The following is a 22970-nucleotide window of genomic DNA, read 5'->3' on the forward strand; positions in this document are numbered from 1 at the left end:
TTCCCGTTTTGGTTGAAAGTTGAACTTCTTTCGCGTAGCGTCGTACGCGTCAACGGCTCCCCACCGATCGCGCGGAGCGCCGACGCACACCCCGAGGAAGATCACGTATGTCTCTCGTTCTTGACCCCGCCGCCCAGGACCTGCTGTTCCGCGAGGCCCGCACCGCGAACACCTTCACCGACGAGCCGGTGACCGACGAGCAGGTGCAGGCGATCTACGACCTGGTCAAGTACGGCCCGACCGCCTTCAACCAGTCGCCGCTGCGCATCACGCTGGTCCGCTCCCCCGAGGCCCGTGAGCGTCTCGTCCGGCACATGGCCGAGGGCAACCGGCCCAAGACGGCCGCCGCCCCGCTGGTCGCGATCCTGTCGGCGGACAACGAGTTCCACGAGGAGCTGCCCGAGCTCTTCCCGCACTTCCCGCAGGCCAAGGACGCCTTCTTCAGTGAGCGCCCGGTCCGCGAGGGTGCCGCCACGCTGAACGCCGCCCTGCAGGCCGCGTACTTCATCGTCGGCGTCCGCGCCGCGGGGCTCGCCGCCGGCCCGATGACCGGCCTCGACTTCGAGGGCGTCCGCAAGGAGTTCCTGGACGACGACCACACCCCGCTGATGGTCGTCAACATCGGCCGCCCGGGCCCGGACGCCTGGTTCCCGCGCTCCCCGCGCCTGGCGTACGACCAGGTCGTCACCACGGTCTGAGCCGCGCGGCCCCGATGTCCGATGACGTGACGAAGCCCCCGGCACCTCGCCGGGGGCTTCGTCACGTCGTCCGCGTGCGGCGGACGCTCACGTCAGCTTCAGCGCCGCCGCCATCCTGCCCAGCTGGTCGAACGAGCCCGTGCCCGCCACGACCGTCGTCGCGCCCTTCATCCCGTCCGCGTCGTGCAGCACCAGCGCGTCGTACCGGCCGCCCGTGTACCGGGTCCACGTCCGGCCGCCGATCTCCTGAGTCGCCTCGGTCTCCCGTGCTCCCTGGCTGGCGTCGTCGATGAACGTGGACGGCTTCTGCGTGGACTGCTCGACCGCCACGTACTCGCCGTCCGGGGCGCGGAAGCCCAGGTGCCAGGCCTCGAACTCGTCACCCCGGAAGCGGACGGAGGTCGGCTTCCAGTCCTCGGAGAGGCCCTCCGGCGCCGCCACCGGATACGACGCCGCGCGCTGCGCGGTCAGCAGCTCGACCCGGTAGTCCACCCGCTTGACGGGGGGCTCGCCGTCGTCGTGCGGAATGAAGATCCAGATCACGCCCGCCGCGAGCACGATGAGCCCGAGGGAGAGGATCATGTCCCGGGCCGACTTCTGCTTGCCTTGCATACCTGCCACGCCCCCTATCGTCGCAGGTGCCTGATCCGCTCATACGTGGGGTCCCCTGCTCATTTTGTCGGACTGACGATAGAGTGCGGCTCACACCCTCATCCGGCCGTCGTCGTATCAGAAAGGTGCGCTCCGATGACCGAGCATCATCTGCCGTCCGAACTGGACGTCCCCTCAGAGGCCCCCGACCGCAACCTCGCCATGGAACTCGTGCGGGTCACCGAAGCCGCGGCGATGGCCGCCGGCCGGTGGGTCGGGCGCGGCGACAAGAACGGCGCCGACGGCGCCGCGGTGCGCGCCATGCGGACCCTCGTCCACACCGTCTCGATGAACGGCGTCGTCGTCATCGGCGAGGGCGAGAAGGACGAGGCCCCGATGCTCTTCAACGGGGAGCGGGTCGGCGACGGGACCGGGGCCGAGGTCGACATCGCCGTCGACCCGATCGACGGCACCACGCTGACCGCCAACGGCATGACCAACGCCATCGCGGTGCTGGCCGCCGCCGAGCGGGGCTCCATGTTCGACCCGTCCGCGGTCTTCTACATGGACAAGCTGGTCACCGGACCGGAGGCCGCCGACTTCGTCGACATCAACGCGCCGGTGTCCGTGAACATCCGCCGGATCGCCAAGGCCAAGCGGCGCACCCCCGAGGACGTCACCGTCGTCATCCTCGACCGGCCCCGGCACCAGAGCCTCATCAAGGAGGTCCGGGACACCGGCGCCCGCATCAAGCTGATCTCCGACGGCGACGTGGCCGGCTCGATCCTGGCGCTGCGCGAGGGCACCGGCATCGACCTGCTGCTCGGCGTCGGCGGCACGCCGGAGGGCATCATCTCGGCCTGCGCCGTGAAGTGCCTGGGTGGCACCATCCAGGGCAAGCTGTGGCCCAAGGACGACGAGGAGCGGCAGCGCGCGATCGACGCCGGGCACGACCTGGACCGTGTGCTGACCACCGACGACCTGGTCTCCGGGGACAACGTCTTCTTCGTCGCGACCGGCATCACCGACGGTGAGCTGCTGCGCGGGGTGCGGTACCGGTCCGAGACCGCCACGACCGACTCGATCGTCATGCGGTCCAAGTCGGGCACGGTGCGGCGGATCGACTCCGAGCACCGGCTGAGCAAGCTGCGGGCGTACAGCGCGGTGGACTTCGACCGGGCGAAGTGACTCCGTCGGGCGTGCGGGGCGCGCTCTGAGGTGGGGGGTTCCTGTCTCGTGGCGAGTGCGGGCGCGCTGTGGCTGGTCGCGCAGTTCCCCGCGCCCCTGGGTCGGCCAGGTCCGCGGCATGAAAAGGCACCGCTGGTCGCGCCCGCGCGGCGAAGCCGCAGATCGGACACAGCCCCGCGCCCCTGGGTCGGCTAGGCCCGCGGCATGAAAAGGCACCGCTGGTCGCGCCCGCGCGGCGGAGCCGCAGATCGGACACAGCCCCGCGCCCCTGGGTCGGCCAGGCCCGCGGCATGAAAAGGCACCGCTGGTCGCGTCCGCGCGGCGGAGCCGCAGATCGGACACAGCCCCGCGCCCCTTCGGGGCACTCAGCCCCCACGGCATGACACGGGCGCCCCCTGTGCGGAGGGGGCGCCCTTGTCGCGTTCGTGTTCAGCCGGCCGCCGCTATGCGGCCCGTCGTGCGGGCGGCGTTCTTCAGTTCCACCTCGCGGCGGCGGCGCCTCGCGAGGACCACGCGGCGTTCGGCGGCGGTGAGGCCGCCCCAGACGCCGTAGGGCTCGGGCTGCAGGAGGGCGTGCTCGCGGCACTCGACCATGACCGGACAGCGCGCGCAGACGCGCTTGGCCGCCTCCTCGCGGGAGAGGCGGGCGGCGGTGGGTTCCTTGGAGGGTGCGAAGAACAGTCCGGCCTCGTCGCGCCGGCACACCGCCTCGGTGTGCCAGGGAGCGTCTTGGTCCCTGTCCCGCACGGGCACCCGCTGGGCCGGAACGGCGGCTACCTGCAGGGACGAATGCGGCGGTTGCAGCACGGTCTACTCCTGACGACGGCTTCGCGAGCGAGAGACGATGCGTCAAGGCTTACCCGTTGTACGCGCGCCTATGCACTGGGTTTCCAACCGCCGCCGGTGCCGCGCTACGAGTGCTTGCGCAAACCCTTGTCGACCTTGCGGTGCACCCGGTCGAGGATGTCCGCGACGACCCTGCCGCGCTTGGGGCGCGCCTCGACGCTGCCCAGCACCGCCCAGCCGTCCACGTAGATGACGGGGGCCTCCGCCTCGGCCGAGTCGAGTGTGTGGACCTCGAAGCTGCCGAGCACGCCGCCGCCCGCGCCGCGCAGCGACACGTTCTCCGGGACCCGCACCTCGACGCTGCCGAAGACCGAGAACGCCTTGATCACGACCTGCTGGTGCTCGAAGACCGCCTCGCTGAGGTCTATCTCGACGCTGCCGAACACCGCGTACGCGTGGATGCGGCGGCTCGCCCGCCAGCGGCCCTTGCGGACCGCGCTGCTGAACACCGCCACCAGGTTCTCGTCGGCCTCGGCGGGGATGGGGCCGGCGGTGGGGCGGTTGGGGACCGGGGCGGCGCCCGGGCCCCGCCCGGTGTGCGCGGCGGGCAGGTCCTGTACGAAGACGTCCAGCTCACCGACCGTCCTGGCGGCCAGCACGCCCTCGACGCGCTCGGCGTGCTCCTCGGCGGTGAGCCGTCCCTCGGCGAGGGCCTCGCGCAGCATGTCGGTGACGCGGTCACGGTCGGCGTCCGAGGCGCGCATCTCGGAGACGGGCGCCGCGGTGCCGCGGGGTGCCGCGTCCTGCGGTTGGGCGTGCTTCTGAAGGTCCACGGCAGCAGCGTACCGAAACGCGATAGATCGCGACTACCCCTGTGGACAACCTTGTCTCAACTCTGTGCGCGCCCTACTGAGCCTTACCTCACAAGCTCGTCGCCGGCGGCAGGTTTTACGCTGGTGGACGCTGCCAATGGAGGCGAGCCGTCGTTGCTGAGGAATCCAGCCGCGCGTGATGCCGAGTGAGGAATGGGCGAGATGCCTGAGTTCGCGTACACCGATCTGCTCCCCCAGGGAGAGGACACCACTCCGTACCGGCTGGTGACCTCCGAGGGTGTCTCCACCTTCGAGGCCGACGGGCGGACCTTCCTCAAGGTGGAGCCCGAGGCGCTGCGCAAGCTGGCCGAGGAGGCCATCCACGACATCCAGCACTACCTGCGCCCGGCCCACCTGGCGCAGCTGCGCCGGATCATCGACGACCCCGAGGCGTCGGGCAACGACAAGTTCGTGGCGCTGGACCTGCTGAAGAACGCGAACATCGCGGCGGCGGGCGTGCTGCCCATGTGCCAGGACACCGGCACGGCGATCGTCATGGGCAAGCGCGGCCAGAACGTCCTGACGGCGGGCGGCGACGAGGAGGCCCTGAGCCGGGGCGTCTACGACGCGTACAAGAACCTGAACCTGCGCTACTCGCAGATGGCTCCGCTCACCATGTGGGAGGAGAAGAACACCGGCTCCAACCTCCCGGCCCAGATCGAGCTGTACGCGACCGACGGCGGCGCCTACAAGTTCCTCTTCATGGCGAAGGGCGGCGGCTCCGCCAACAAGTCGTTCCTCTACCAGGAGACGAAGGCCGTCCTGAACGAGGCCTCCATGATGAAGTTCCTGGAGGAGAAGATCCGCTCGCTGGGCACGGCCGCCTGCCCGCCGTACCACCTGGCGATCGTGGTCGGCGGCACGTCGGCCGAGTACGCGCTGAAGACCGCGAAGTACGCCTCCGCGCACTACCTGGACGAGATCCCCGCCGAGGGTTCGGAGCTCGGGCACGGTTTCCGGGACCAGGACCTGGAGGAGAAGGTCTTCGAGCTGACCCAGAAGATCGGCATCGGCGCGCAGTTCGGCGGCAAGTACTTCTGCCACGACGTGCGCGTGGTGCGGCTGCCCCGGCACGGGGCGTCCTGCCCGGTCGCCATCGCCGTGTCCTGCTCGGCGGACCGCCAGGCGGTCGCGAAGATCACCGCCGAGGGCGTCTTCCTGGAGCAGCTGGAGACCGACCCCGCGCGGTTCCTGCCGGAGACGACGGACGAGCACCTCGACGAGGCCGGTGACGTCGTGAAGGTCGACCTCAACCAGCCGATGGACGACATCCTCGCCGAGCTGACGAAGCACCCCGTCAAGACCCGGCTCTCCCTGACCGGCCCGCTGGTCGTGGCCCGCGACATCGCGCACGCCAAGATCAAGGAGCGGCTGGACGCGGGCGAGGAGATGCCGCAGTACCTCAAGGACCACCCGGTGTACTACGCCGGTCCGGCGAAGACTCCCGAGGGGTACGCCTCCGGGTCCTTCGGTCCGACGACGGCCGGGCGCATGGACTCCTACGTCGAGCAGTTCCAGGCGGCGGGCGGCTCCAAGGTGATGCTGGCCAAGGGCAACCGCAGCAAGCAGGTCACCGACGCGTGCGACGCGCACGGCGGCTTCTACCTCGGCTCCATCGGCGGTCCGGCGGCGCGCCTCGCCCAGGACTGCATCAAGAAGGTCGAGGTCGTCGAGTACGAGGAGCTCGGCATGGAGGCGGTCTGGAAGATCGAGGTCGAGGATTTCCCGGCGTTCATCGTGGTGGACGACAAGGGCAACGACTTCTTCCAGGACCCGGCGCCGGCGCCGACGTTCACGAGCATTCCGGTGCGGGGGCCCGGGCTCGCCTGAGCCCGGCCGGTGACGGTTCACCTCCACGGGGAACAGTGGTCGCGTCCAGGACGCTGTGAACACGTGGAGGTGATCGTCGATGGCCGACGAGCAGGACAGGACCGAGTACCGCACCGAGCACGACTCCATGGGTGAGGTGCGGGTTCCCGCCCACGCCAAGTGGCGTGCCCAGACGCAGCGGGCCGTGGAGAACTTTCCCGTGTCCGGGCAGCGCATCGAGCGCGCCCACATCGAGGCACTCGCCCGGATCAAGGGCGCGGCCGCCAAGGTCAACGCCGAGCTGGGGGTCCTGGACAAGGACGTCGCCGGCGCGATCCAGGCGGCGGCCGGGGAGGTCGCCGAGGGCAAGTGGGACGAGCACTTCCCCGTGGACGTGTTCCAGACGGGGTCGGGGACCTCGTCCAACATGAACACCAACGAGGTCGTCGCCACCCTCGCCACCGAGCGGCTCGGCCGGGACGTGCACCCCAACGACCACGTCAACGCCTCCCAGTCGTCCAACGACGTCTTCCCGTCCTCCATCCACATCGCCGCCACCGCCGCCGTCACCCGTGACCTGATCCCGGCCCTCGACCACCTGGCCGGGGCCCTGGAGCGCAAGGCCGGAGAGTTCGCCGACGTGGTGAAGTCCGGGCGTACGCACCTCATGGACGCCACGCCGGTCACCCTGGGCCAGGAGTTCGGCGGATACGCCGCCCAGGTGCGGTACGGCATCGAGCGGCTTCAGGCGTCCCTCCCCCGCCTCGCCGAGCTGCCGCTGGGCGGCACCGCGGTCGGCACCGGCATCAACACCCCGCCCGGCTTCTCCGCCGCCGTGATCGAGGAGGTGGCCCGCGCGACGGGGCTGCCGCTGACCGAGGCGCGCGACCACTTCGAGGCGCAGGGCGCCCGGGACGGCATCGTCGAGACGAGCGGGCAGCTGCGGACCATCGCCGTCGGCCTGACGAAGATCGCCAACGACCTGCGGTGGATGGCGTCCGGGCCGCGGACGGGGCTGGCGGAGATTTCCCTGCCCGACCTCCAGCCGGGGTCGTCCATCATGCCCGGCAAGGTCAACCCGGTGATCCCGGAGGCGGTCCTCATGGTCGCCGCCCAGGTCACCGGCAACGACGCGACGGTCGCCGCCGCCGGAGCGGCCGGCAACTTCGAGCTGAACGTCATGCTGCCGGTCATCGCCAAGAACGTACTGGAGTCGATCCGGCTGCTCGCCAACGTCTCGCGGCTGCTCGCGGACCGCACCGTCGACGGCGTCGTCGCGCACCGGGACCGGGCCCGCGAGTACGCCGAGTCGTCCCCCTCCGTCGTCACGCCGCTCAACAAGTACATCGGGTACGAGGAGGCCGCCAAGGTCGCCAAGAAGGCGCTGGCCGAGCGGAAGACGATCCGTCAGGTCGTGCTGGAGGGCGGCTACGTCGAGCGCGGCGACCTCACGAACGAGCAGCTGGACGAGGCGCTGGACGTGCTGCGGATGACCCACCCATGACCGGGCGACCCTCGTGAGCGCCCGCGAACGCTCGGGTACGTGGGCGCTCGTCCGCGATCACCGGCGCGTCAGGTGGCAAGGGCACCTAATATCTGTCCATGGCAGACGGTGAAGCGGTGAGCGCGGCGACGGAAGCGGGGGCCGAGGCGGGCGGTCCGGCGGCCCCGGCGGGGTACTGGGCGCCCGGCAGTCGGATCCTGTGGCGGTACCGGGAGAACGGCGGCCCGCACCTCCACATCGTGCGCCCCGTCACCGTCGTACGGGACGACGCCGACCTGCTCGCCGTGTGGCTGGCCCCCGGCACCGACTGCGTGAAGCCGGTACTCGCCGACGGCACGCCCGTGCACCTGGAGCCGCTGGTCTCGCGCTACACCAAACCGCGCACCGTGCAGCGCGACCGATGGTTCGGCACGGGAGTGCTGAAGCTGGCCCGGCCCGGCCAGCCCTGGTCGGTGTGGCTGTTCTGGGATCCGGGCTGGCGGTTCAAGAACTGGTACGTGAACCTGGAGGAGCCGCTGACCCGTTGGGAGGGCGGGGTGGACTCCGAGGACCACTTCCTGGACATCTCCGTCCACCCGGACCGCACCTGGCACTGGCGGGACGAGGACGAGTTCGCCCAGGCCCAGCGGGACCGGCTGATGGACGCCCGGCTCGCCGAGCGGGTGCGGAAGGCGGGGCGTGCCGCGGTGGCGGAGATCCGCGCCTGGGGCTCCCCGTTCGCGGACGGCTGGGAACACTGGCGCCCGGATCCGTCCTGGCCGGTACCGTCGCTGCCCGGGGACTGGGACCGCACGCCCACGCACGTGTCCTCATGAGACCCTTGATACGCCCCCGGGCAGGAAACGTAGGATCGTCCTCCGCAAGGGAGCGCGGCACCAACCGGCGGAGTGTGCGCTGTGCTTGACCGATCGTCACCGAGGGGCGGCAGGACGTGAGCGAGAGGTACGAGGGCGACACGGATACGGGCCGCAGACGGTCCGCCGGTGACACAGGAACGGCTTCTGACCACGCGGCGATCCCGTTCCCGGGGCATGTATTCCGGGTATCGGGATTTCTGCGGGACGAACTGCACGCGCCGCGCGCAGTCCCGGACGGATGGATTCGACACGCGTGACGGAGCACCCGACCTCCTTCGACCGCCCCCCGACGGGCGGCGACCCCGCGGATCCCCGCGGGGCGCTCCTGCGTACCCCCGTGCCGCCACGCGCCCCCGGGGCCGCGTTACCGGCACAGGGGCGCACCGGAGAGACGCCGCCCACCGCGGGCGCGGACTCCTCCGGCGCCTTCGAGCACTCCCAGCCCGGCGCCGAGCAGGCCGCCGAGCCCGACACGCACCGCCCGCGGCCCACGTCCGACGGCGTCCCGGCCCAGCCCGGCGGCGCGCAGACCGGAGCGGGAACCGTCCCCGGAGCCGTACCCGGTTCCGGGACACCGGCGGGGGCGGAGCGCCGTGGCGCGCCGCTGGAACCGGACCGCCGTACCGGGCAGCCCACCGCGCCGGGACAGCCCACGCCCATGCGGCGGGACGGTGACCGGCTGCGGTTCGTGGGAGCCGCGACCCGGCGGATCGCCCGGGGCATGGACCTCGACGAGATCGTGATGGGGCTGTGCCGGGCCACCGTGCCGACGTTCGCGGACGCGATCCTCGTCTACCTGCGCGAGCCGCTGCCGGTCGGCGACGAGCGGCCCACGGGCCCCCTAGTGCTGCGGTTGCGCCGCACCGACCGGATACCGGCCGAGCGGGACACCGAGAGCGGCTTCACGCCCGCTGCCCAGCCCGAGCCCTCCGAGCTGGACACGGTCGGCTCCGAACTGTGCGAGGTGCGGCCGGGCAGCGCGCTCGCCGAGGTGCTGCGCGGGGTGCGACCGGTCTTCACGGACACGCCCGCCGCCCGCGCCGCCCTGCCCGAACTGCTCGGCGACGGCCGGGACTTCGCCGTACCCGACGGCCGGCGGGCGATCCTCGCGCCGCTGCGCGGCCGACGCCGGGTGATCGGGGCCGCCCTGTTCCTGCGCGGCCCGGAGCGCGTCGCCTTCGAGGCCGACGACCTGCTGGTCGCCGCCCAGCTCGCCACGCACAGCGCCCTCGGCATCGACAAGGCGGTGCTGTACGGGCGTGAGGCGTACATCGCCGACGAGTTGCAGCGCACGATGCTCCCGGAGAACCTGCCGCGCTGCACCGGCGTCCGGCTGGCCTCCCGCTACCTCCCGGCCGCCGAGACGGCGCGGGTCGGCGGCGACTGGTACGACGCCATCCCGCTGCCCGGCAGCCGGGTCGCGCTGGTCGTCGGGGACGTCATGGGCCACTCCATGACGTCGGCGGCCATCATGGGCCAGCTGCGGACCACCGCGCAGACCCTGGCCGGGCTCGACCTGCCCCCGCAGGAGGTCCTCCACCACCTCGACGAGCAGGCCCAGCGCCTGGGCACCGACCGCATGGCGACCTGCCTGTACGCCGTGTACGACCCGGTATCGCACCGCATCACCGTCGCCAACGCCGGACACCCGCCGCCCGTGCTGCTGCACCTGGGCGGCCATGCCGAGGTGCTGCGGGTGCCCGCGGGCGCCCCCATCGGGGTCGGCGGCGTGGACTTCGAGGCCGTCGAGCTGGACGCCCCCGCAGGCGCGACCCTGCTCCTCTACACGGACGGACTGGTCGAGTCCCGGCTGCGCGACGTGTGGACCGGCATAGAGCAGCTGCGGGAGCGCCTCGCGGCGACCGCGCAGCTCACCGGTCCTGACCATCCGCCGCCCCTGGAAGCCCTGTGCGACGAGGTGCTGGACATGCTCGGCCCGGGAGACCGGGACGACGACATCGCGCTGCTCGCCGCCCGCTTCGACGGCATCGCGCCCAGCGACGTGGCGTACTGGTTCCTGGAGCCCGAGGACGCGGCCCCCGGCCGGGCCCGGCGCCTGGCCCGGCGCGCCCTCGCACGCTGGGGCATGGAGGACCTCACGGACTCGGTGGAGCTGCTGGTCAGCGAGGTCGTGACCAACGCCGTGCGGTACGCCACCAAGCCGGTCACACTGCGGCTGCTGCGCACGGACGTGCTGCGCTGCGAGGTCGGCGACGACGTGCCGCAGCTGCCGCGGCTGCGGCAGGCACGGGCGACCGACGAGGGCGGTCGCGGGCTGTACCTGGTGAACCGGCTGGCCCGACGCTGGGGAGCGACGCGGTTGAGCACCGGGAAGGTGGTCTGGTTCGAGCTGAACCGGGGCTGAGGCACGTACCCGCGAAAGGGCGCCCGGTAAAGGTCACCGGGCGCCCTTTCGCGCGTTCCTGCCGTCGGTTACCGCTCCTGCCGGTCCCCGTCCGGGAAGAGCGGGTTCTCCGGCTCGGTGGACTCACCGCCGGTCGGCGGTTCGGTCGACGGGCTGTTCGACGGGGACTGCGACGGCTCCTCGGTCGTCGGCTCGTCGGTCGTCGGCTCGTCGGTCGTCGGCTCCTGGGTCGTCGGCTCGTCGGTCGTCGGCTCCTGGGTCGTCGGCTCGTCGGACGGCGACTGGGTCGGCGACTCGGGGGCCGAAGGCGACTTGCTCGGCTTCACCGCGGCGCCCTGCTTGGTCTCCAGGTCGAACTCGGTGACCTCGTCCATGACACCGAAGGTGTACGCCGCCCAGATCTCCGCGGGGAAGCCACCGCCGTTGACGCGGGGCACTCCGCCCGCCTTGTACATCGGGACCTGCGGGTGCGGTGCCTTGTCGTCCTCGCCGAACAGGCCGACCGAGGTGACCAGGTCGGGCGTGAAGCCGGTGAACCAGGCCGACTTGTTGTTGTCGGACGTACCCGTCTTACCGGCGACCTGCTGGCCGTCGCGGAGCGGGTTCTCCCGCACGGACTGCCTGGCCGTACCGTCGTCGACCACGCCGGTCAGTACGGAGGTCACCGTGTCGGCGGCCTCGCGGCCGATGACCTGCTCGCCGATCGGGTCGGGGAGCTCGATCTTCCGGTCCTTGTGCTCGATCGACTTCACGACGGCCGGGGTGACCTTCTTGCCGTGGTTGTCGAGGGTGGCGTAGACGCCGGCCATCTCCAGCGGGCTCGCGCCCATACTGCCGAGGGTCTGGGCGGGCACGGCATCCACGCCCTCGGTGTCCATGCCGAGTTCGCCCGCGGTCTTGATGACCTCGGACATGCCGACGTCGATGCCCATCTGCGCGAAGACGGAGTTGACGGACTTGTTCATCGCCTCCTGGACGGTGACGTCGCCATAGCTCTTGTCGTCCTCGTTGGGGGGTGCGAAGCCGACCTCGCGGTCGCCGTCCAGCACGGGGCGCTCGCTCGTGCCGTCGTAGATCGTGTTGGCCGTGATCGGCACGCCGTCCTGGGTCTCGGCGTCCTGTTCCACGGCCGCGGCCAGGATCACCGGCTTGAAGGTGGAGGCGGGCTGGTAGTCGTCGCGGGTGGCGTTGTTCGTGAAGTGCTTCAGGTAGTCCACGCCGCCGTACATCGCCAGGACCGCGCCGGTCTTCGGGTCGACGGAGACGGCGCCGGCCTGGACGTCGGCGTCGACCGCGCGCTTCTCGGGGTCCAGCTTGCTGGTGAGCTTGGCCTTGACCGCCTTCTCCAGCTCCGCCTGCTTCTTCTTGTCGATGTTGAGCGTGATGGTGTAGCCGCCGAGGTCCACCAGGGCCTTGGCCTGCTCCATGTCCTCGGCGACGCCCTGGGCCACGAGCCGCTGCTTCAGCGTGAACTCGGCCGCGTCCACCAGATACCCGGTCTGGCCCTCCATCCCCTGCACCGGCTTGGGCGCCTCGGGCTCCGGGAACTTCATGTTCTGGCGATCTGACTGGTCCAGCCACTTCTGCTCGACCATGTTGTCGAGGACGTAGTTCCAGCGCTGCTGGACCAGCTTCTTGCCGGTGTCGCTGGCGATCGCCCAGTCGTACTGGTTGGGCGCCTGGAGCAGCGCGGCGAGGTACGCGCCCTGCTCGACCGTCAGGTCCTCGGCGTCGACGCGGTAGTAGGCCTGGGCGGCGGCCTGGACGCCGTAGGCGCCGCGGCCGTAGTAACTGGTGTTGATGTAGCCGGCGAGGATGTAGTCCTTGGACTTCTCCCGGTCCAGCTTCAGGGAGATGACCAGTTCCTTCAGCTTGCGCGAGACCGTCTGTTCCTGGGACAGGTAGTAGTTCTTCACGTACTGCTGGGTGATCGTCGAACCGCCCTGCGCGCCCTTGCCGGAGAGCGTGTTGAGCACACCGCGCGCGGTGCCCTTGAGGTCGACGCCAGCGTCCTTGTAGAAGGTCTTGTTCTCGGCGGCGACGAAGGTGCGCTGGACCTCCTTGGGCACCTTGGCCAGGTCGACGATCTCGCGGTTGCGCTCGCCGTCACGGGCCATGATGCTGCCGTCGCTGTACTTGTAGACGTTGCTCTGCAGCTCCGCCTCGGGGTTCCCCTCGGGGATGTCGATCACCATGTACAGGACGATGAAGGCGCCCATGCCGAGCAGGCAGAGGCCGAAGAAGGTCCCGAGGATCTTCTTCCAGGTGAACAGCCTGCGTATGCCGCTCTTGCCGCTCCCGCCCGCTCCCGCGGAACGGCGGCGTTTCGGCGCCGCGCGGCGGCCACCGCGCTGTCGCGCTTTTCTCTCTTCCGCTCGTCCCATGGGTCCGATCCGCTCCGCTTCGTTCATCTGTGACCACGTCTCGCTCACGAGTCACACAGGTTCGTCGCTCAGGTCAACTCAGAAAGCTAACACCGGGAGATATGACAAACGGCTGCCGATCCGGCCTTGTACGGACGTGAGAATCAGCACCCGCTCCTATGGAACCGACGTACGAGGGGGGTTCAAGGTTGTCATTCGCGGGTAAAGTGATATCACTTAGCTAGACCGACGATAGACGCCGAGCGAGCGCGAGCGCGCCCGGCCGGAACGGGGGACCACCCATGTCCGCACACGACACGCACGACACTTCGCAGGCCACCGCCGACGTACCCGAGATGCCGGCGCCACGGGTGCGCGAGATGCAGGCGCACAGCATCGGTGGCGGCCTCGCGCTGCTGCTGGGGCTGGTCGGGCTGCTCGTCGGCGCCGGCCTGATCGCCACCGCGACGGCGACCGCGTCGGCCGGAGCGAAGGCCGCGCTGATCGTCGCGGGCATCGTGGTCGCCCTGGCCGCGTTCCTCGCGATGTGCGGGCTGAACATGGTGGCGCCGGGCGAGGCCCGGGTGGTCCAGCTCTTCGGGCGCTACCGGGGCACGATCCGGCAGGACGGGCTGCGCTGGGTGAACCCCTTCACCTCGCGCACCAAGATCTCGACGCGGGTGCGCAACCACGAGACGGCCGTCCTGAAGGTGAACGACGCCTACGGCAACCCCATCGAGCTGGCCGCCGTCGTGGTGTGGCGGGTGGAGGACACCGCGCAGGCCACCTTCGAGGTGGACGACTACATCGAGTTCGTCTCCACCCAGACCGAGGCCGCCGTGCGGCACATCGCCATCGAGTACCCCTACGACGCCCACGACGAGGACGGCCTCTCGCTGCGCGGCAACGCCGAGGAGATCACCGAGAAGCTCGCCGTCGAGCTGCACGCGCGCGTGGAGGCGGCCGGTGTGCAGATCATCGAGTCCCGCTTCACGCACCTCGCGTACGCCCCGGAGATCGCCTCGGCGATGCTCCAGCGGCAGCAGGCCGGCGCGGTGGTCGCGGCCCGGCGGCAGATCGTGGACGGCGCGGTCGGCATGGTCGAGGCGGCGCTCGCCCGGATCAGCGAGCAGGGCATCGTGGAGATGGACGACGAGCGCAAGGCGGCGATGGTGTCCAACCTGATGGTCGTGCTCTGCGGGGACCGCGCCGCCCAGCCGGTCCTGAACACGGGGACGCTCTACCAGTGACGACCCCGTCCGAGGGCTCCCCGACCGAGGGCTCCGCGCCCGAGGGCCCGGCCCCGAAGCGTCGGCCGCAGCAGCAGCGCAAGCAGGTGCTGCTGCGGCTGGACCCGCAGGTGTACGAGGCGCTGGCCCGCTGGGCGGGCGACGAGCTGCGCTCGGCCAACGCCCAGATCGAGTTCCTGCTCCGCAGGGCACTGGCCGAGGCGGGCCGGCTGCCCGGGGACGCGGGACCGCTGCCCCGCCGAGGACGTCCGCCCAGGGGTCCGGGACCGGGACCCGGGCCCACGCCACCGTCGTGACGAAGCCGGACAGGCCGCGCCACCGCGTCATGCGGAGGCGCGGCCTCCGTCGTCACGGAACCGTGACAATCGCCCCCGACCTGCGGCCCCGTACGCCCCGCCACGATCTCTGCACCGGGCGTATACATGACGCGTATACACCGTGTGTAGAGTGCTCGGCATGTCCATCGGTCACACCCTCCTGGGGCTCCTGGAGTCCGGGCCGCGCCACGGTTACGACCTGAAGCGCGCCTTCGACGAGAAGTTCGGTCACGACCGGCCGCTGCACTACGGCCAGGTCTACTCGACGATGTCCCGCCTGCTGAAGAACGGCCTCGTCGTCGTCGACGGCATCGAGGCGGGCGGCGGTCCCGAGCGCAAGCGGTACGCGATCACCGACGCGGGGATCACCGACGTACAGCAGTGGCTCGCCACGCCGGAGAAGCCCGAGCCGTACCTCCAGTCGACGCTCTACACCAAGGTCGTCCTCGCGCTGCTCACCCACCGCGACGCCGCCGACATCCTCGACACGCAGCGCTCGGAGCATCTGCGCAGCATGCGGATCCTCACCGACCGCAAGCGCAAGGGCGATCTCGCCGACCAGCTCATCTGCGACCACGCCCTGTTCCATCTGGAGGCCGACCTGCGGTGGCTGGAGCTGACCGCGGCGCGCCTCGACAAGCTCCGTGAGGCGGTGGCCCGATGACTCCTCCCGCAGGTTCGCTGCTCTCGGCCGAGCAGCTGCGCAAGACCTACGGCCCGACCCTCGCCCTCGACGGCGCGGAGTTCTCCATCCACCCCGGCGAGGTCGTCGCCGTGATGGGCCCCTCCGGGTCCGGCAAGTCGACGCTGCTGCACTGCCTGGCCGGCATCGTGCCGCCCGACTCGGGGACGATCACGTACAACGGGCGTGAGCTGTCCGCCATGAACGACGCCCAGCGCAGTGCGCTGCGCCGCTCGGACTTCGGGTTCGTGTTCCAGTTCGGGCAGCTCGTGCCGGAGCTGACCTGCGTCGAGAACGTCGCCCTTCCGCTGCGGCTGAACGGCACCTCCCGCAAGGAGGCCGAGCGGGCCGCGCTGACCTGGATGGAGCGCCTGGAGGTCGACGACCTGCGCAAGAAGCGGCCCGGCGAGGTCTCCGGCGGCCAGGGCCAGCGGGTCGCGGTGGCGCGGTCGCTGGTGACCGACCCGCGTGTGCTCTTCGCCGACGAACCGACCGGCGCGCTGGACTCCCTCAACGGCGAGCGTGTGATGGAACTCCTCACGGACGCCGCCCGCTCCACCAACGCCGCCGTCGTCCTCGTCACCCACGAGGCACGGGTGGCCGCCTACTCCGACCGCGAGATCGTCGTACGGGACGGCAAGTCCCGGGACATGGAGCGGGTCGTATGAGCGTGCGGCAGTGGGCCCGGGACCTGGCCATGGGCGCCCGCTTCGCCTTCACCGGCGGGCGCGAGGGCTGGACCCGGGCCGTGCTGACGGCCGTCGGTGTCGGACTCGGCGTGGCGCTGCTCCTGCTGACGACGGCGATCCCGAACGCGCTCGCCGTCCGGCACGACCGGGAGGCGGCCCGTACCGACATCACCTTCTCCTCCGAGCAGATGCCGAAGGCCGACGACACCCTCGTGGTCGCCGAGGTCGGCTCGGAGTTCCGCGACGACAGCGTCCGGGGCCGGGCCCTGGACCCCGAGGGGCCGCGGGCGCCGCTGCCGCCGGGGGTGGAGAAGTTCCCCGCGGTCGGGGAGATGGTGGTCTCCCCCGCGCTGAAGAAGCTGCTGGAGTCGGACTCCGGCGCGCTGCTGCGCGAGCGGCTGCCGGACCGGATCGTCGGCACGATCGGGGAGAGCGGGCTGATCGGCTCGGCCGAACTCGCCTTCTACCGGGGCGCCGACGGCCTCGCGCCGCACATCGACGGGGGCTCGATCGCCCGTATCGACCGGTTCGGGAATCCGAATCCGTCGTCCGAGCGGTCCGACCCGGTGCTGCTCCTGCTGATCCTCGTGGTCTTCGCGGTGCTGCTGACGCCGGTCGCGGTCTTCATCGCCGCGGCCGTGCGGTTCGGCGGCGAGCGGCGGGACCGGCGGCTCGCCGCGCTGCGGCTGGTGGGCTCGGACGGCGGTATGACCCGGCGGATCGCCGCGGGCGAGGCGATGGCGGGCGCCGTGCTGGGGCTGGTCTTCGGCGCCGTGTTCTTCATGATCGGACGCCGGCTCGCGGGCACCGCCGAGGTGTTCCGCATCAGTGTGTTCCCGAGCTACCTCAACCCGTCGCCGCTGCTGGCCCTGCTGGTCGGCGTCGCGGTGCCGGCGGCGGCGGTGCTGGTGACGCTGTTCGCGCTGCGCGGGGTGGTCATCGAACCGCTCGGCGTGGTCCGCGCGGGCCGGCCGGCGCGGCGCCGCCTGTGGTGGCGGCTGCTGCTGCCGCTGGCCGGTCTCGCCATGCTCTACCCGATGATCGGCAACGGGCGGGACAACGGCGACTTCAACCAGTACCTGGTGACCGGGGGCGTCGTCCTGCTCCTGGTGGGCGTGACCGCGCTGCTGCCGTGGATCGTGGAGACCGTCGTCGCCCGGCTCGGCTCGGGCGGCGTGGCCTGGCAGCTCGCCGTGCGCAGGCTGCAGATGAGCAGCGGTACGGCGGCCCGGATGGTCAACGGCATCGCGGTGGCCGTCGCGGGGGCGATCGCGCTGCAGATGCTGTTCGTCGGCGTGGACGACGACTACACCAGGTCCACCGGGCAGGACCTCTCGCAGGCACAGATGGAGGTCACCACGCCGAGCGCGCTGCTGGCGGCCCCGGCGGCCGACAGGCTCCGCGACACCGAGGGCGTGAAGGCCGTCTACGCCTACTCCGAGGGCTACGCCGGCGACCGCCGCCTGGACCCGGAGCACGGTTCGATGGTGACCGTGGGCGACTGCGCGTCGCTGCGGGAGATGGCCCGCATCGACTCCTGCGCCGACGGGGACGTGTTCGCCGTCCACGGTGCCGAGTGGGACGGCGAGGAGGACATGGCGAAGCTGGCCGCGCCGGGCCGGAAGCTCTACATGGACCCGTCGTACGAGGGCGGCCCGAGGAGCAAGGAGATCCCCTGGACGGTGCCGCAGGGTGTGAAGGCGGCGAAGCCGCGTAAGGGGCTGCTGGCCGGGACGGACCGGGGCGGCTTCCTGTTCACGCCGAAGGCGATGCCGGACGCGCTCGCGCCGGCCTTGACCGGCCACGCCTATCTCAGGCTGGACGAGTCGGTGGCGGACGTGCACGACCGGGTACGGACCGCCGCGGCGGGCATCGATCCGCTGGCGGACACCGTGACCTGGGCGGAAACGAGGCGGACCGACCGGTTCGACGCCATCCGCACCGGTCTGTTCGTCGGGGCGGCGTGCGTACTGGCGCTGATCGGGGTCAGTCTGCTGGTCTCGCAGCTGGAGCAGTTGCGCGAGCGGAAGAAGCTGCTGTCGGCCCTGGTCGCCTTCGGCACCCGGCGGCGCACGCTCAGCCTGTCGGTGCTGTGGCAGACGGCGATTCCCATCGCGCTCGGCCTGTTGCTGGCCACGGTGGTGGGCCTGACCCTGGGCACGGTACTGCTGAAGATGACGAACACCCCGGTCGGCGTCGACTGGGCCGGCGTCCTGACCATGACCGGCATCGGCGCCGCGGTCGTCCTGGCGGTGACCCTGTTCAGCCTGCCACCGCTGCTGAGGCTGATGCGGCCGGAGGGACTGCGCACGGAGTAGGTTCCCGGCGCGTCCGGGCCGAGGGCACGCGGGACCGAGGGCACGCGGGACCGAGGGCACGCGGGACCGAGGGCACGCGGGACCGAGGGCACGCGGGACCGAGGGCACGCCGGTGGCGGCGTGCCCTCAGCCGTGCACCGTCCGTACCGGCAGGTCCTCCATCGCCTCCCGGAGGGCCGCCGCCAGTTCCTCGTACTCCGCCGAGCGCGCCGCGCCCGTGCGCATGGCGAGGGCGATGCGGCGGGTGGGGGCCGGGTCGGCGAAGGAGGCGGTGAGGAGCTGGCTGGAGCGGGACGTCTCCACCCGGACCGCCGTACGCGGCAGCAGCGTCACGCCCAGGCCACCCGCCACCAGCTGCACCAGCGTCGACAGACCGGCGGCCGTCGTCGTCGCCGGGACGCCCGCGCGGCCCGCCTCACGGCAGATGTCGAGTGCCTGGTCGCGCAGGCAGTGCCCCTCGTCGAGCAGCAGCAGCTTCAGCTCGCGCAGCACCGCCCGCTCGATGCCCTCCCGGCCGCCGAGCCGGTGGTCGAGCGGGGTGACGAGCACGAAGTCCTCGTCGAAGAGCGGGAGCTCCGTCACTCCGGGGACGCCGAGCGGTACCGCGAGCAGGAGCAGGTCGAGGCGGCCGGACGTGAGACCGTCCAGCAGGCTCGCCGTCTGCTCCTCGTGGACCTGGAGGTCCAGGTCCGGATAGCGGTCGTGGACCAGTCGCAGCACCGTCGGCAGCAGATACGGCGCCACCGTCGGGATGACCCCGAGCCGCAGCACCCCGGTGAACGGCGCCCGCACCGCCTCCGCCTCCTCCAGCAGCGCGCCGACCTCCGCCAGTACCGCCTTCGTCCGTACCGCGAGCCGTTCCCCGGCGGGCGAGAGCAGCACCTTGCGCGTCGTACGCTCCAGGAGGGTGACACCCAGTGTCTCCTCCAGGGCGGAAACGGCGCCGGAGAGCGCGGGCTGGCTCATGCCGATCGCGGCGGCGGCATCGCGGAAGTGCAGATGCTCGGCGACCGCTTCGAAAGCCCGCAGCTGGGCGAGGCTGGGCTGCCTCTTCTTACCGGACACTAATAGCCACCTCCGATCAACTCGACCGAGTGTAGCTATTTCACTAATCAATGCACCCTGTGCCAACATCAATAACGTCCAACCCATGGGAAACACTCGCAAACCGGGTGTTTCTTCGCTGCATTTTTGGAGAGCGCGTGCTCACTGTCGGTGACAAGTTCCCCGAGTTCGATCTGACCGCCTGCGTCTCGCTGGAGAAGGGCAAGGAGTTCCAGCAGATCAACCACAAGACCTACGAGGGTCAGTGGAAGGTCGTCTTCGCGTGGCCCAAGGACTTCACCTTCGTGTGCCCGACCGAGATCGCCGCCTTCGGCAAGCTGAACGACGAGTTCGCCGACCGTGACGCCCAGGTCCTCGGCTTCTCCGGCGACTCCGAGTTCGTCCACCACGCCTGGCGCAAGGACCACCCGGACCTGACCGACCTGCCGTTCCCGATGATGGCGGACTCCCGCCACGAGCTGATGCGCGACCTCGGCATCGAGGGCGAGGACGGCTTCGCCAAGCGCGCCGTGTTCATCGTGGACCAGAACAACGAGATCCAGTTCACCATGGTGACCGCCGGCTCGGTCGGCCGTAACCCCAAGGAGGTCCTGCGGGTCCTCGACGCCCTGCAGACCGACGAGCTCTGCCCGTGCAACTGGAGCAAGGGCGACGAGACCCTCGACCCCGTCGCGCTGCTGTCGGGAGAGTGAGCTGACATGTCCCTCGATTCCCTGAAGTCCGCCGTACCGGACTACGCCAAGGACCTGAAGCTCAACCTGGGCTCGGTCATCGGCAACTCCGACCTCCCGGCGCAGCAGCTGTGGGGCACCGTGCTGGCGACCGCCATCGCCTCGCGCTCCCCCATCGTGCTGCGTGAGCTGGAGCCGGAGGCGAAGGCCAACCTCACGCCCGAGGCGTACTCGGCCGCCAAGTCGGCCGCCGCCGTCATGGCGATGAACAACGTCTTCTACCGCACCCGGCACCTGCTGTCGGACCACGAGTACGGCACCCTGCGCGCCGGTCTGCGGATGAACGTCATCGGCAACCCGGGCGTCGACAAGGTCGACTTCGAGCTGTGGTCCTTCGCGGTGTCCGCCATCAACGGCTGCGGCATGTGCCTGGACTCGCACGAGCAGGTGCTCCGCAAGGCCGGTGTGGACCGCGAGACGATCCAGGAGGCGTTCAAGATCGCCGCCGTGGTCGAGGCCGTCGGTGTCACGCTGGACGCCGAGGCGGTTCTCGCCGACCAGTAGTCCCGCGACGCGGAAACGACACGGGCCCCGCTCACCGACTCGGTGAGCGGGGCCCGCCGCGTGTCGCTACGCCGGAGAGGTGTCCGACGGCGGCGGCTCGGCCGCCGCGGGCTTCGGCGGGGGCTCCACCGCCGGGGAGGCGTCCGACGACGTCGCGCCGCGCGGCTTCGGGGACTGCCGGGCGGCGGCCTCACGTGAGTACGCCCGCAGGTAGCCCACGACGGTGTTCGTCACCGCCACCAGCGGTACGGCGACCACCGCGCCGCCGATGCCGGCCACCATGCCGCCCGTGGCCACCGCCAGCACCACCGCCAGCGGATGGACCCGCACCGCGCGGCCCAGGATGAACGGCTGCAGGATGTGACCCTCGATCTGTTGCACCACCAGCACCACGACGAGCGTCATGACCGCCGCGAACATGCCCTGCGTCACCAGCGCCACCACGACCGCGAGCGCGCCCGACACCACCGCGCCGACGAGCGGGATGAAGGCGAACAGGAAGATGAACACGGCCAGCGGGACGGCCATCGGCACGTCCAGGAAGTAGATGCCGAGGCCGATGAAGATGGCGTCGATCAGCGCCACGATCACCGTGCCGCGCACATACGCCGTCAGCGTCCGCCACGCGCGCGGGCCGGCGCCGGCCACGCCCGGCCGGGCCGCCGCGGGCACCAGCTTCAGCGTCCACTGCCAGATGCGCTTGCCGTCGTAGAGCAGGAAGAGCGTCGAGAAGGCGGCCAGCAGGATGCCCGTGAGCGCCTCGACGACGACCGTGACGCCCTCCAGACCGGCGGACGTTATCTGGTCGGTGTTGGCGCCGACCGCCTCGCGCAGGTTCTTGGCGATCTCGTTGATCTGCTTGTCGGTGACGTGGAACGGGCTGTTCAGCAGCCAGTTGCGCAGCTCGTCGATGCCGTCCTGGACCTGGTCGGAGAGGTTGTCGATGTTCTCCATGACCTGCCAGGTGACGAACCAGCCGATCAGCCCCATCACCACGAACCCGAGGATGGCGGTCAGGGCGGTGGCCGGCCCCCGCGGCACCCCGTGCCGGCGCAGCCACGCCACGGTCGGCTGGAGCAGCGCCGTGATCAGCAGCGCGGCCACGAACGCCAGCACCACCAGCTGTACGGCGCTGATGACCCGCATCAGTACCCATACGGTGCCCGCGAGGACCAGCAGCCGCCACCCCGCCTCCGCGGCGACGCGCACCCCCCAGGGCACGGCCTGTGCCGGGTCGGGGCGGGTCTGGACCGCGAGCGGGTGTTGCGCGGAGGTGTGCTCCCCAGGCGTGTCCTCCGGTGACGGCGGCGCCGCGTGGTCGGCGGCGGTCGCCGGTGCGTCGTCGTCGGAGTCGGCACGCTCGGCCGCTTCGCGTCGCTGGTCCAACCGCCTGCTCATCCGCGTCAGTCCGGCGCCGAGCCGACCGAGCCACCCTGGCACTCGAGACATGATCCGTCCTCTTCCCCCGTCTTTCCCCACCACTCCCCCCTGGAGTCGTTTCGGTCCGACCGTACATGGCGGGAACGCGAAAGCCCCTCACCGTAGGACGGTGAGGGGCTGCGCGAGGTTGAGCGGTGTTCCGGCCGCGCCGGGCGGGCTCAGTACCAGTGGTTGGCCTGCCAGAAGGACCATGCGTCACACGGGCTGCCGTAGCGGCTGTCCATGTAGTTGAGGCCCCACTTGATCTGGGTGGCCGGGTTGGTCCGCCAGTCGGAGCCCGCGGAGGAGTACTTGCCCGCCGGCAGCGCCTGGAAGAGCCCGTAGGCGCCCGAGGAGGGGTTGACCGCCTTGTAGTTCCAGCTGGACTCGTGGTCCACGATGTTGCTGAAGCACTGCCACTGGCCGCTGGGCACCATCTGACGGGCCATCGCCTGGATCTGGCTGGTGCTGTAGGAGCTCTGGACGGCGAAGCTGGTGGACTCGCGCTTGGCGTCGCGGCTGGCCGCTTCCTGCTCCGCCTCGCGCTTCTTGGCCTCCTCGGCCGCCTTGGCTTCCTTCTTGGCCTGCTCCTGCTTGGCCACGGCGGTCTCCGCCGCTGCCTTGCGGGCCGCCTCCTCGGCGTCCTTCTTGGCGCTCGCGTCCGCGGCGATGGCCTGTACGTCGGCCTGCTGCGTCAGGGACGCGGTCTGCACCTGCGCCTGCTCGCCCATGGGGATGTCCGCGAGCAGCGTCGTGCCTGCTGCTGTCGCCTCCGCGTCGTTGTTCTGCGCGGTGCTGCCCGAGGCAACGCCGACGACGCTTCCGACTGCGGTGACCGCCGTGGCCGAGGCCACTGCGAATCCCCGGACCGAGATCCGGCTCACACGGTTTCCTTCCAGCATCGCCCGCTTCGGTGACCCTCGCGGACGCAATCGTGCCCCTGGCGCTGGCCTCCCCAACTA

The 22970-nt window shown here is 71.0% G+C and carries 20 protein-coding genes; 13 read left to right on the plus strand and 7 right to left on the minus strand.

What is annotated here, in order from left to right:
* Positions 1-107 precede the first annotated feature (107 nt).
* Positions 108-698, plus strand: a complete 591-nt coding sequence (locus RI578_RS14375; RefSeq protein ID WP_310871464.1) for a malonic semialdehyde reductase — start codon at positions 108-110, stop codon at positions 696-698.
* Positions 699-785: 87 nt separating this feature from the next.
* Here the strand turns inward: RI578_RS14375 and RI578_RS14380 are convergent, their stop codons facing one another.
* The gene (locus RI578_RS14380) at positions 786-1310 is read right to left on the minus strand and encodes a DUF4245 domain-containing protein (RefSeq protein ID WP_310875760.1); all 525 of its coding nucleotides are present in this window, start codon (positions 1308-1310) and stop codon (positions 786-788) included.
* Between the two features lie 135 nt (positions 1311-1445).
* On the opposite strand from RI578_RS14380, the gene glpX reads away from it, so the two are divergent.
* Positions 1446-2477: a class II fructose-bisphosphatase gene (gene glpX / locus RI578_RS14385; RefSeq protein WP_310871465.1), complete on the plus strand. Its 1032-nt coding sequence runs from the start codon at positions 1446-1448 to the stop codon at positions 2475-2477.
* 429 nt (positions 2478-2906) lie between these two features.
* Here the strand turns inward: glpX and RI578_RS14390 are convergent, their stop codons facing one another.
* Positions 2907-3284, minus strand: a complete 378-nt coding sequence (locus tag RI578_RS14390) for a WhiB family transcriptional regulator (RefSeq protein WP_310871466.1) — start codon at positions 3282-3284, stop codon at positions 2907-2909.
* Between the two features lie 104 nt (positions 3285-3388).
* Positions 3389-4096 carry a DUF1707 domain-containing protein gene (locus RI578_RS14395; protein WP_310871467.1) on the minus strand — a complete coding sequence of 236 codons (708 nt, stop codon included), beginning with the start codon at positions 4094-4096 and terminating at the stop codon, positions 3389-3391.
* Between the two features lie 201 nt (positions 4097-4297).
* Here RI578_RS14395 and RI578_RS14400 point away from each other — a divergent pair, with 201 nt between their 5' ends.
* The 4 genes from RI578_RS14400 to RI578_RS14415 all read left to right on the plus strand — a co-directional run bounded on the left by RI578_RS14400 (position 4298) and on the right by RI578_RS14415 (position 10670).
* Positions 4298-5965: a fumarate hydratase gene (locus RI578_RS14400; protein WP_193776494.1), complete on the plus strand. Its 1668-nt coding sequence runs from the start codon at positions 4298-4300 to the stop codon at positions 5963-5965.
* Positions 5966-6044: 79 nt separating this feature from the next.
* Positions 6045-7448, plus strand: a complete 1404-nt coding sequence (locus RI578_RS14405) for a class II fumarate hydratase (protein WP_310871468.1) — start codon at positions 6045-6047, stop codon at positions 7446-7448.
* Between the two features lie 98 nt (positions 7449-7546).
* A complete protein-coding gene (locus RI578_RS14410; RefSeq protein WP_310871469.1) occupies positions 7547-8263 on the plus strand; it encodes a DUF402 domain-containing protein in 717 nt (238 codons plus the stop codon).
* Positions 8264-8543: 280 nt separating this feature from the next.
* Entirely contained in the window at positions 8544-10670 is a 2127-nt protein-coding gene (locus RI578_RS14415; RefSeq protein ID WP_310871470.1) for a SpoIIE family protein phosphatase, read from the plus strand.
* Between the two features lie 68 nt (positions 10671-10738).
* Here the strand turns inward: RI578_RS14415 and RI578_RS14420 are convergent, their stop codons facing one another.
* Positions 10739-13054, minus strand: a complete 2316-nt coding sequence (locus tag RI578_RS14420; RefSeq protein ID WP_310871471.1) for a transglycosylase domain-containing protein — start codon at positions 13052-13054, stop codon at positions 10739-10741.
* A gap of 281 nt (positions 13055-13335) precedes the next feature.
* Between RI578_RS14420 and RI578_RS14425 the strand changes: the two genes are divergently transcribed.
* The 5 genes from RI578_RS14425 (at position 13336) to RI578_RS14445 (ending at position 18289) form a co-directional block, all read left to right on the plus strand.
* Entirely contained in the window at positions 13336-14283 is a 948-nt protein-coding gene (locus tag RI578_RS14425; RefSeq protein ID WP_310871472.1) for an SPFH domain-containing protein, read from the plus strand.
* The gene (locus RI578_RS14430) at positions 14280-14579 is read left to right on the plus strand and encodes a hypothetical protein (RefSeq protein WP_310871473.1); all 300 of its coding nucleotides are present in this window, start codon (positions 14280-14282) and stop codon (positions 14577-14579) included. Before RI578_RS14425 ends, RI578_RS14430 begins: the two co-directional genes overlap by 4 nt.
* Positions 14580-14739: 160 nt before the next feature.
* Complete coding sequence (locus tag RI578_RS14435) at positions 14740-15264, plus strand: PadR family transcriptional regulator (protein WP_310871474.1); 525 nt, start codon at positions 14740-14742, stop codon at positions 15262-15264.
* Positions 15261-15950 (plus strand): ABC transporter ATP-binding protein, encoded by a 690-nt coding sequence (locus tag RI578_RS14440; RefSeq protein WP_310871475.1) that lies wholly within the window; start codon positions 15261-15263, stop codon positions 15948-15950. The genes RI578_RS14435 and RI578_RS14440 overlap by 4 nt, the downstream gene beginning before the upstream one ends.
* Positions 15947-18289: an FtsX-like permease family protein gene (locus RI578_RS14445; RefSeq protein ID WP_310871476.1), complete on the plus strand. Its 2343-nt coding sequence runs from the start codon at positions 15947-15949 to the stop codon at positions 18287-18289. Before RI578_RS14440 ends, RI578_RS14445 begins: the two co-directional genes overlap by 4 nt.
* A gap of 126 nt (positions 18290-18415) precedes the next feature.
* Here the strand turns inward: RI578_RS14445 and RI578_RS14450 are convergent, their stop codons facing one another.
* The gene (locus RI578_RS14450; RefSeq protein ID WP_310871477.1) at positions 18416-19354 is read right to left on the minus strand and encodes a LysR substrate-binding domain-containing protein; all 939 of its coding nucleotides are present in this window, start codon (positions 19352-19354) and stop codon (positions 18416-18418) included.
* 137 nt (positions 19355-19491) lie between these two features.
* Between RI578_RS14450 and RI578_RS14455 the strand changes: the two genes are divergently transcribed.
* Together RI578_RS14455 and RI578_RS14460 are read left to right on the plus strand one after the other, a co-directional pair.
* A complete protein-coding gene (locus tag RI578_RS14455) occupies positions 19492-20046 on the plus strand; it encodes a peroxiredoxin (RefSeq protein ID WP_121748980.1) in 555 nt (184 codons plus the stop codon).
* Between the two features lie 6 nt (positions 20047-20052).
* Positions 20053-20589, plus strand: a complete 537-nt coding sequence (locus RI578_RS14460; RefSeq protein WP_310871478.1) for an alkyl hydroperoxide reductase — start codon at positions 20053-20055, stop codon at positions 20587-20589.
* A 66-nt stretch (positions 20590-20655) separates the two neighbouring features.
* Here RI578_RS14460 and RI578_RS14465 read toward each other — a convergent pair whose 3' ends face one another.
* Together RI578_RS14465 and RI578_RS14470 are read right to left on the minus strand one after the other, a co-directional pair.
* Positions 20656-22038: an AI-2E family transporter gene (locus RI578_RS14465; RefSeq protein WP_310871479.1), complete on the minus strand. Its 1383-nt coding sequence runs from the start codon at positions 22036-22038 to the stop codon at positions 20656-20658.
* 149 nt (positions 22039-22187) lie between these two features.
* Positions 22188-22892 carry a transglycosylase SLT domain-containing protein gene (locus tag RI578_RS14470; protein WP_310871480.1) on the minus strand — a complete coding sequence of 235 codons (705 nt, stop codon included), beginning with the start codon at positions 22890-22892 and terminating at the stop codon, positions 22188-22190.
* Between the last annotated feature and the right edge of the window lie 78 nt (positions 22893-22970).

Source organism: Streptomyces sp. BB1-1-1 (assembly GCF_031597775.1).
Taxonomy (GTDB): Bacteria; Actinomycetota; Actinomycetes; order Streptomycetales; family Streptomycetaceae; genus Streptomyces; species Streptomyces thinghirensis.

Coding starts and splice junctions, on each gene's coding strand:
- RI578_RS14435 (WP_310871474.1), top strand. CDS start 14,740: ATGTCCATCGGTCACACCCTCCTGGGGCTCCTGGAGTCCGGGCCGCGC.
- RI578_RS14380 (WP_310875760.1), bottom strand. CDS start 1,310: ATGCAAGGCAAGCAGAAGTCGGCCCGGGACATGATCCTCTCCCTCGGG.
- RI578_RS14415 (WP_310871470.1), top strand. CDS start 8,544: ATGGATTCGACACGCGTGACGGAGCACCCGACCTCCTTCGACCGCCCC.
- RI578_RS14445 (WP_310871476.1), top strand. CDS start 15,947: ATGAGCGTGCGGCAGTGGGCCCGGGACCTGGCCATGGGCGCCCGCTTC.
- RI578_RS14375 (WP_310871464.1), top strand. CDS start 108: ATGTCTCTCGTTCTTGACCCCGCCGCCCAGGACCTGCTGTTCCGCGAG.
- RI578_RS14410 (WP_310871469.1), top strand. CDS start 7,547: ATGGCAGACGGTGAAGCGGTGAGCGCGGCGACGGAAGCGGGGGCCGAG.
- RI578_RS14400 (WP_193776494.1), top strand. CDS start 4,298: ATGCCTGAGTTCGCGTACACCGATCTGCTCCCCCAGGGAGAGGACACC.
- RI578_RS14460 (WP_310871478.1), top strand. CDS start 20,053: ATGTCCCTCGATTCCCTGAAGTCCGCCGTACCGGACTACGCCAAGGAC.
- RI578_RS14465 (WP_310871479.1), bottom strand. CDS start 22,038: ATGTCTCGAGTGCCAGGGTGGCTCGGTCGGCTCGGCGCCGGACTGACG.
- RI578_RS14420 (WP_310871471.1), bottom strand. CDS start 13,054: ATGGGACGAGCGGAAGAGAGAAAAGCGCGACAGCGCGGTGGCCGCCGC.
- RI578_RS14425 (WP_310871472.1), top strand. CDS start 13,336: ATGTCCGCACACGACACGCACGACACTTCGCAGGCCACCGCCGACGTA.
- RI578_RS14405 (WP_310871468.1), top strand. CDS start 6,045: ATGGCCGACGAGCAGGACAGGACCGAGTACCGCACCGAGCACGACTCC.
- RI578_RS14440 (WP_310871475.1), top strand. CDS start 15,261: ATGACTCCTCCCGCAGGTTCGCTGCTCTCGGCCGAGCAGCTGCGCAAG.
- glpX (WP_310871465.1), top strand. CDS start 1,446: ATGACCGAGCATCATCTGCCGTCCGAACTGGACGTCCCCTCAGAGGCC.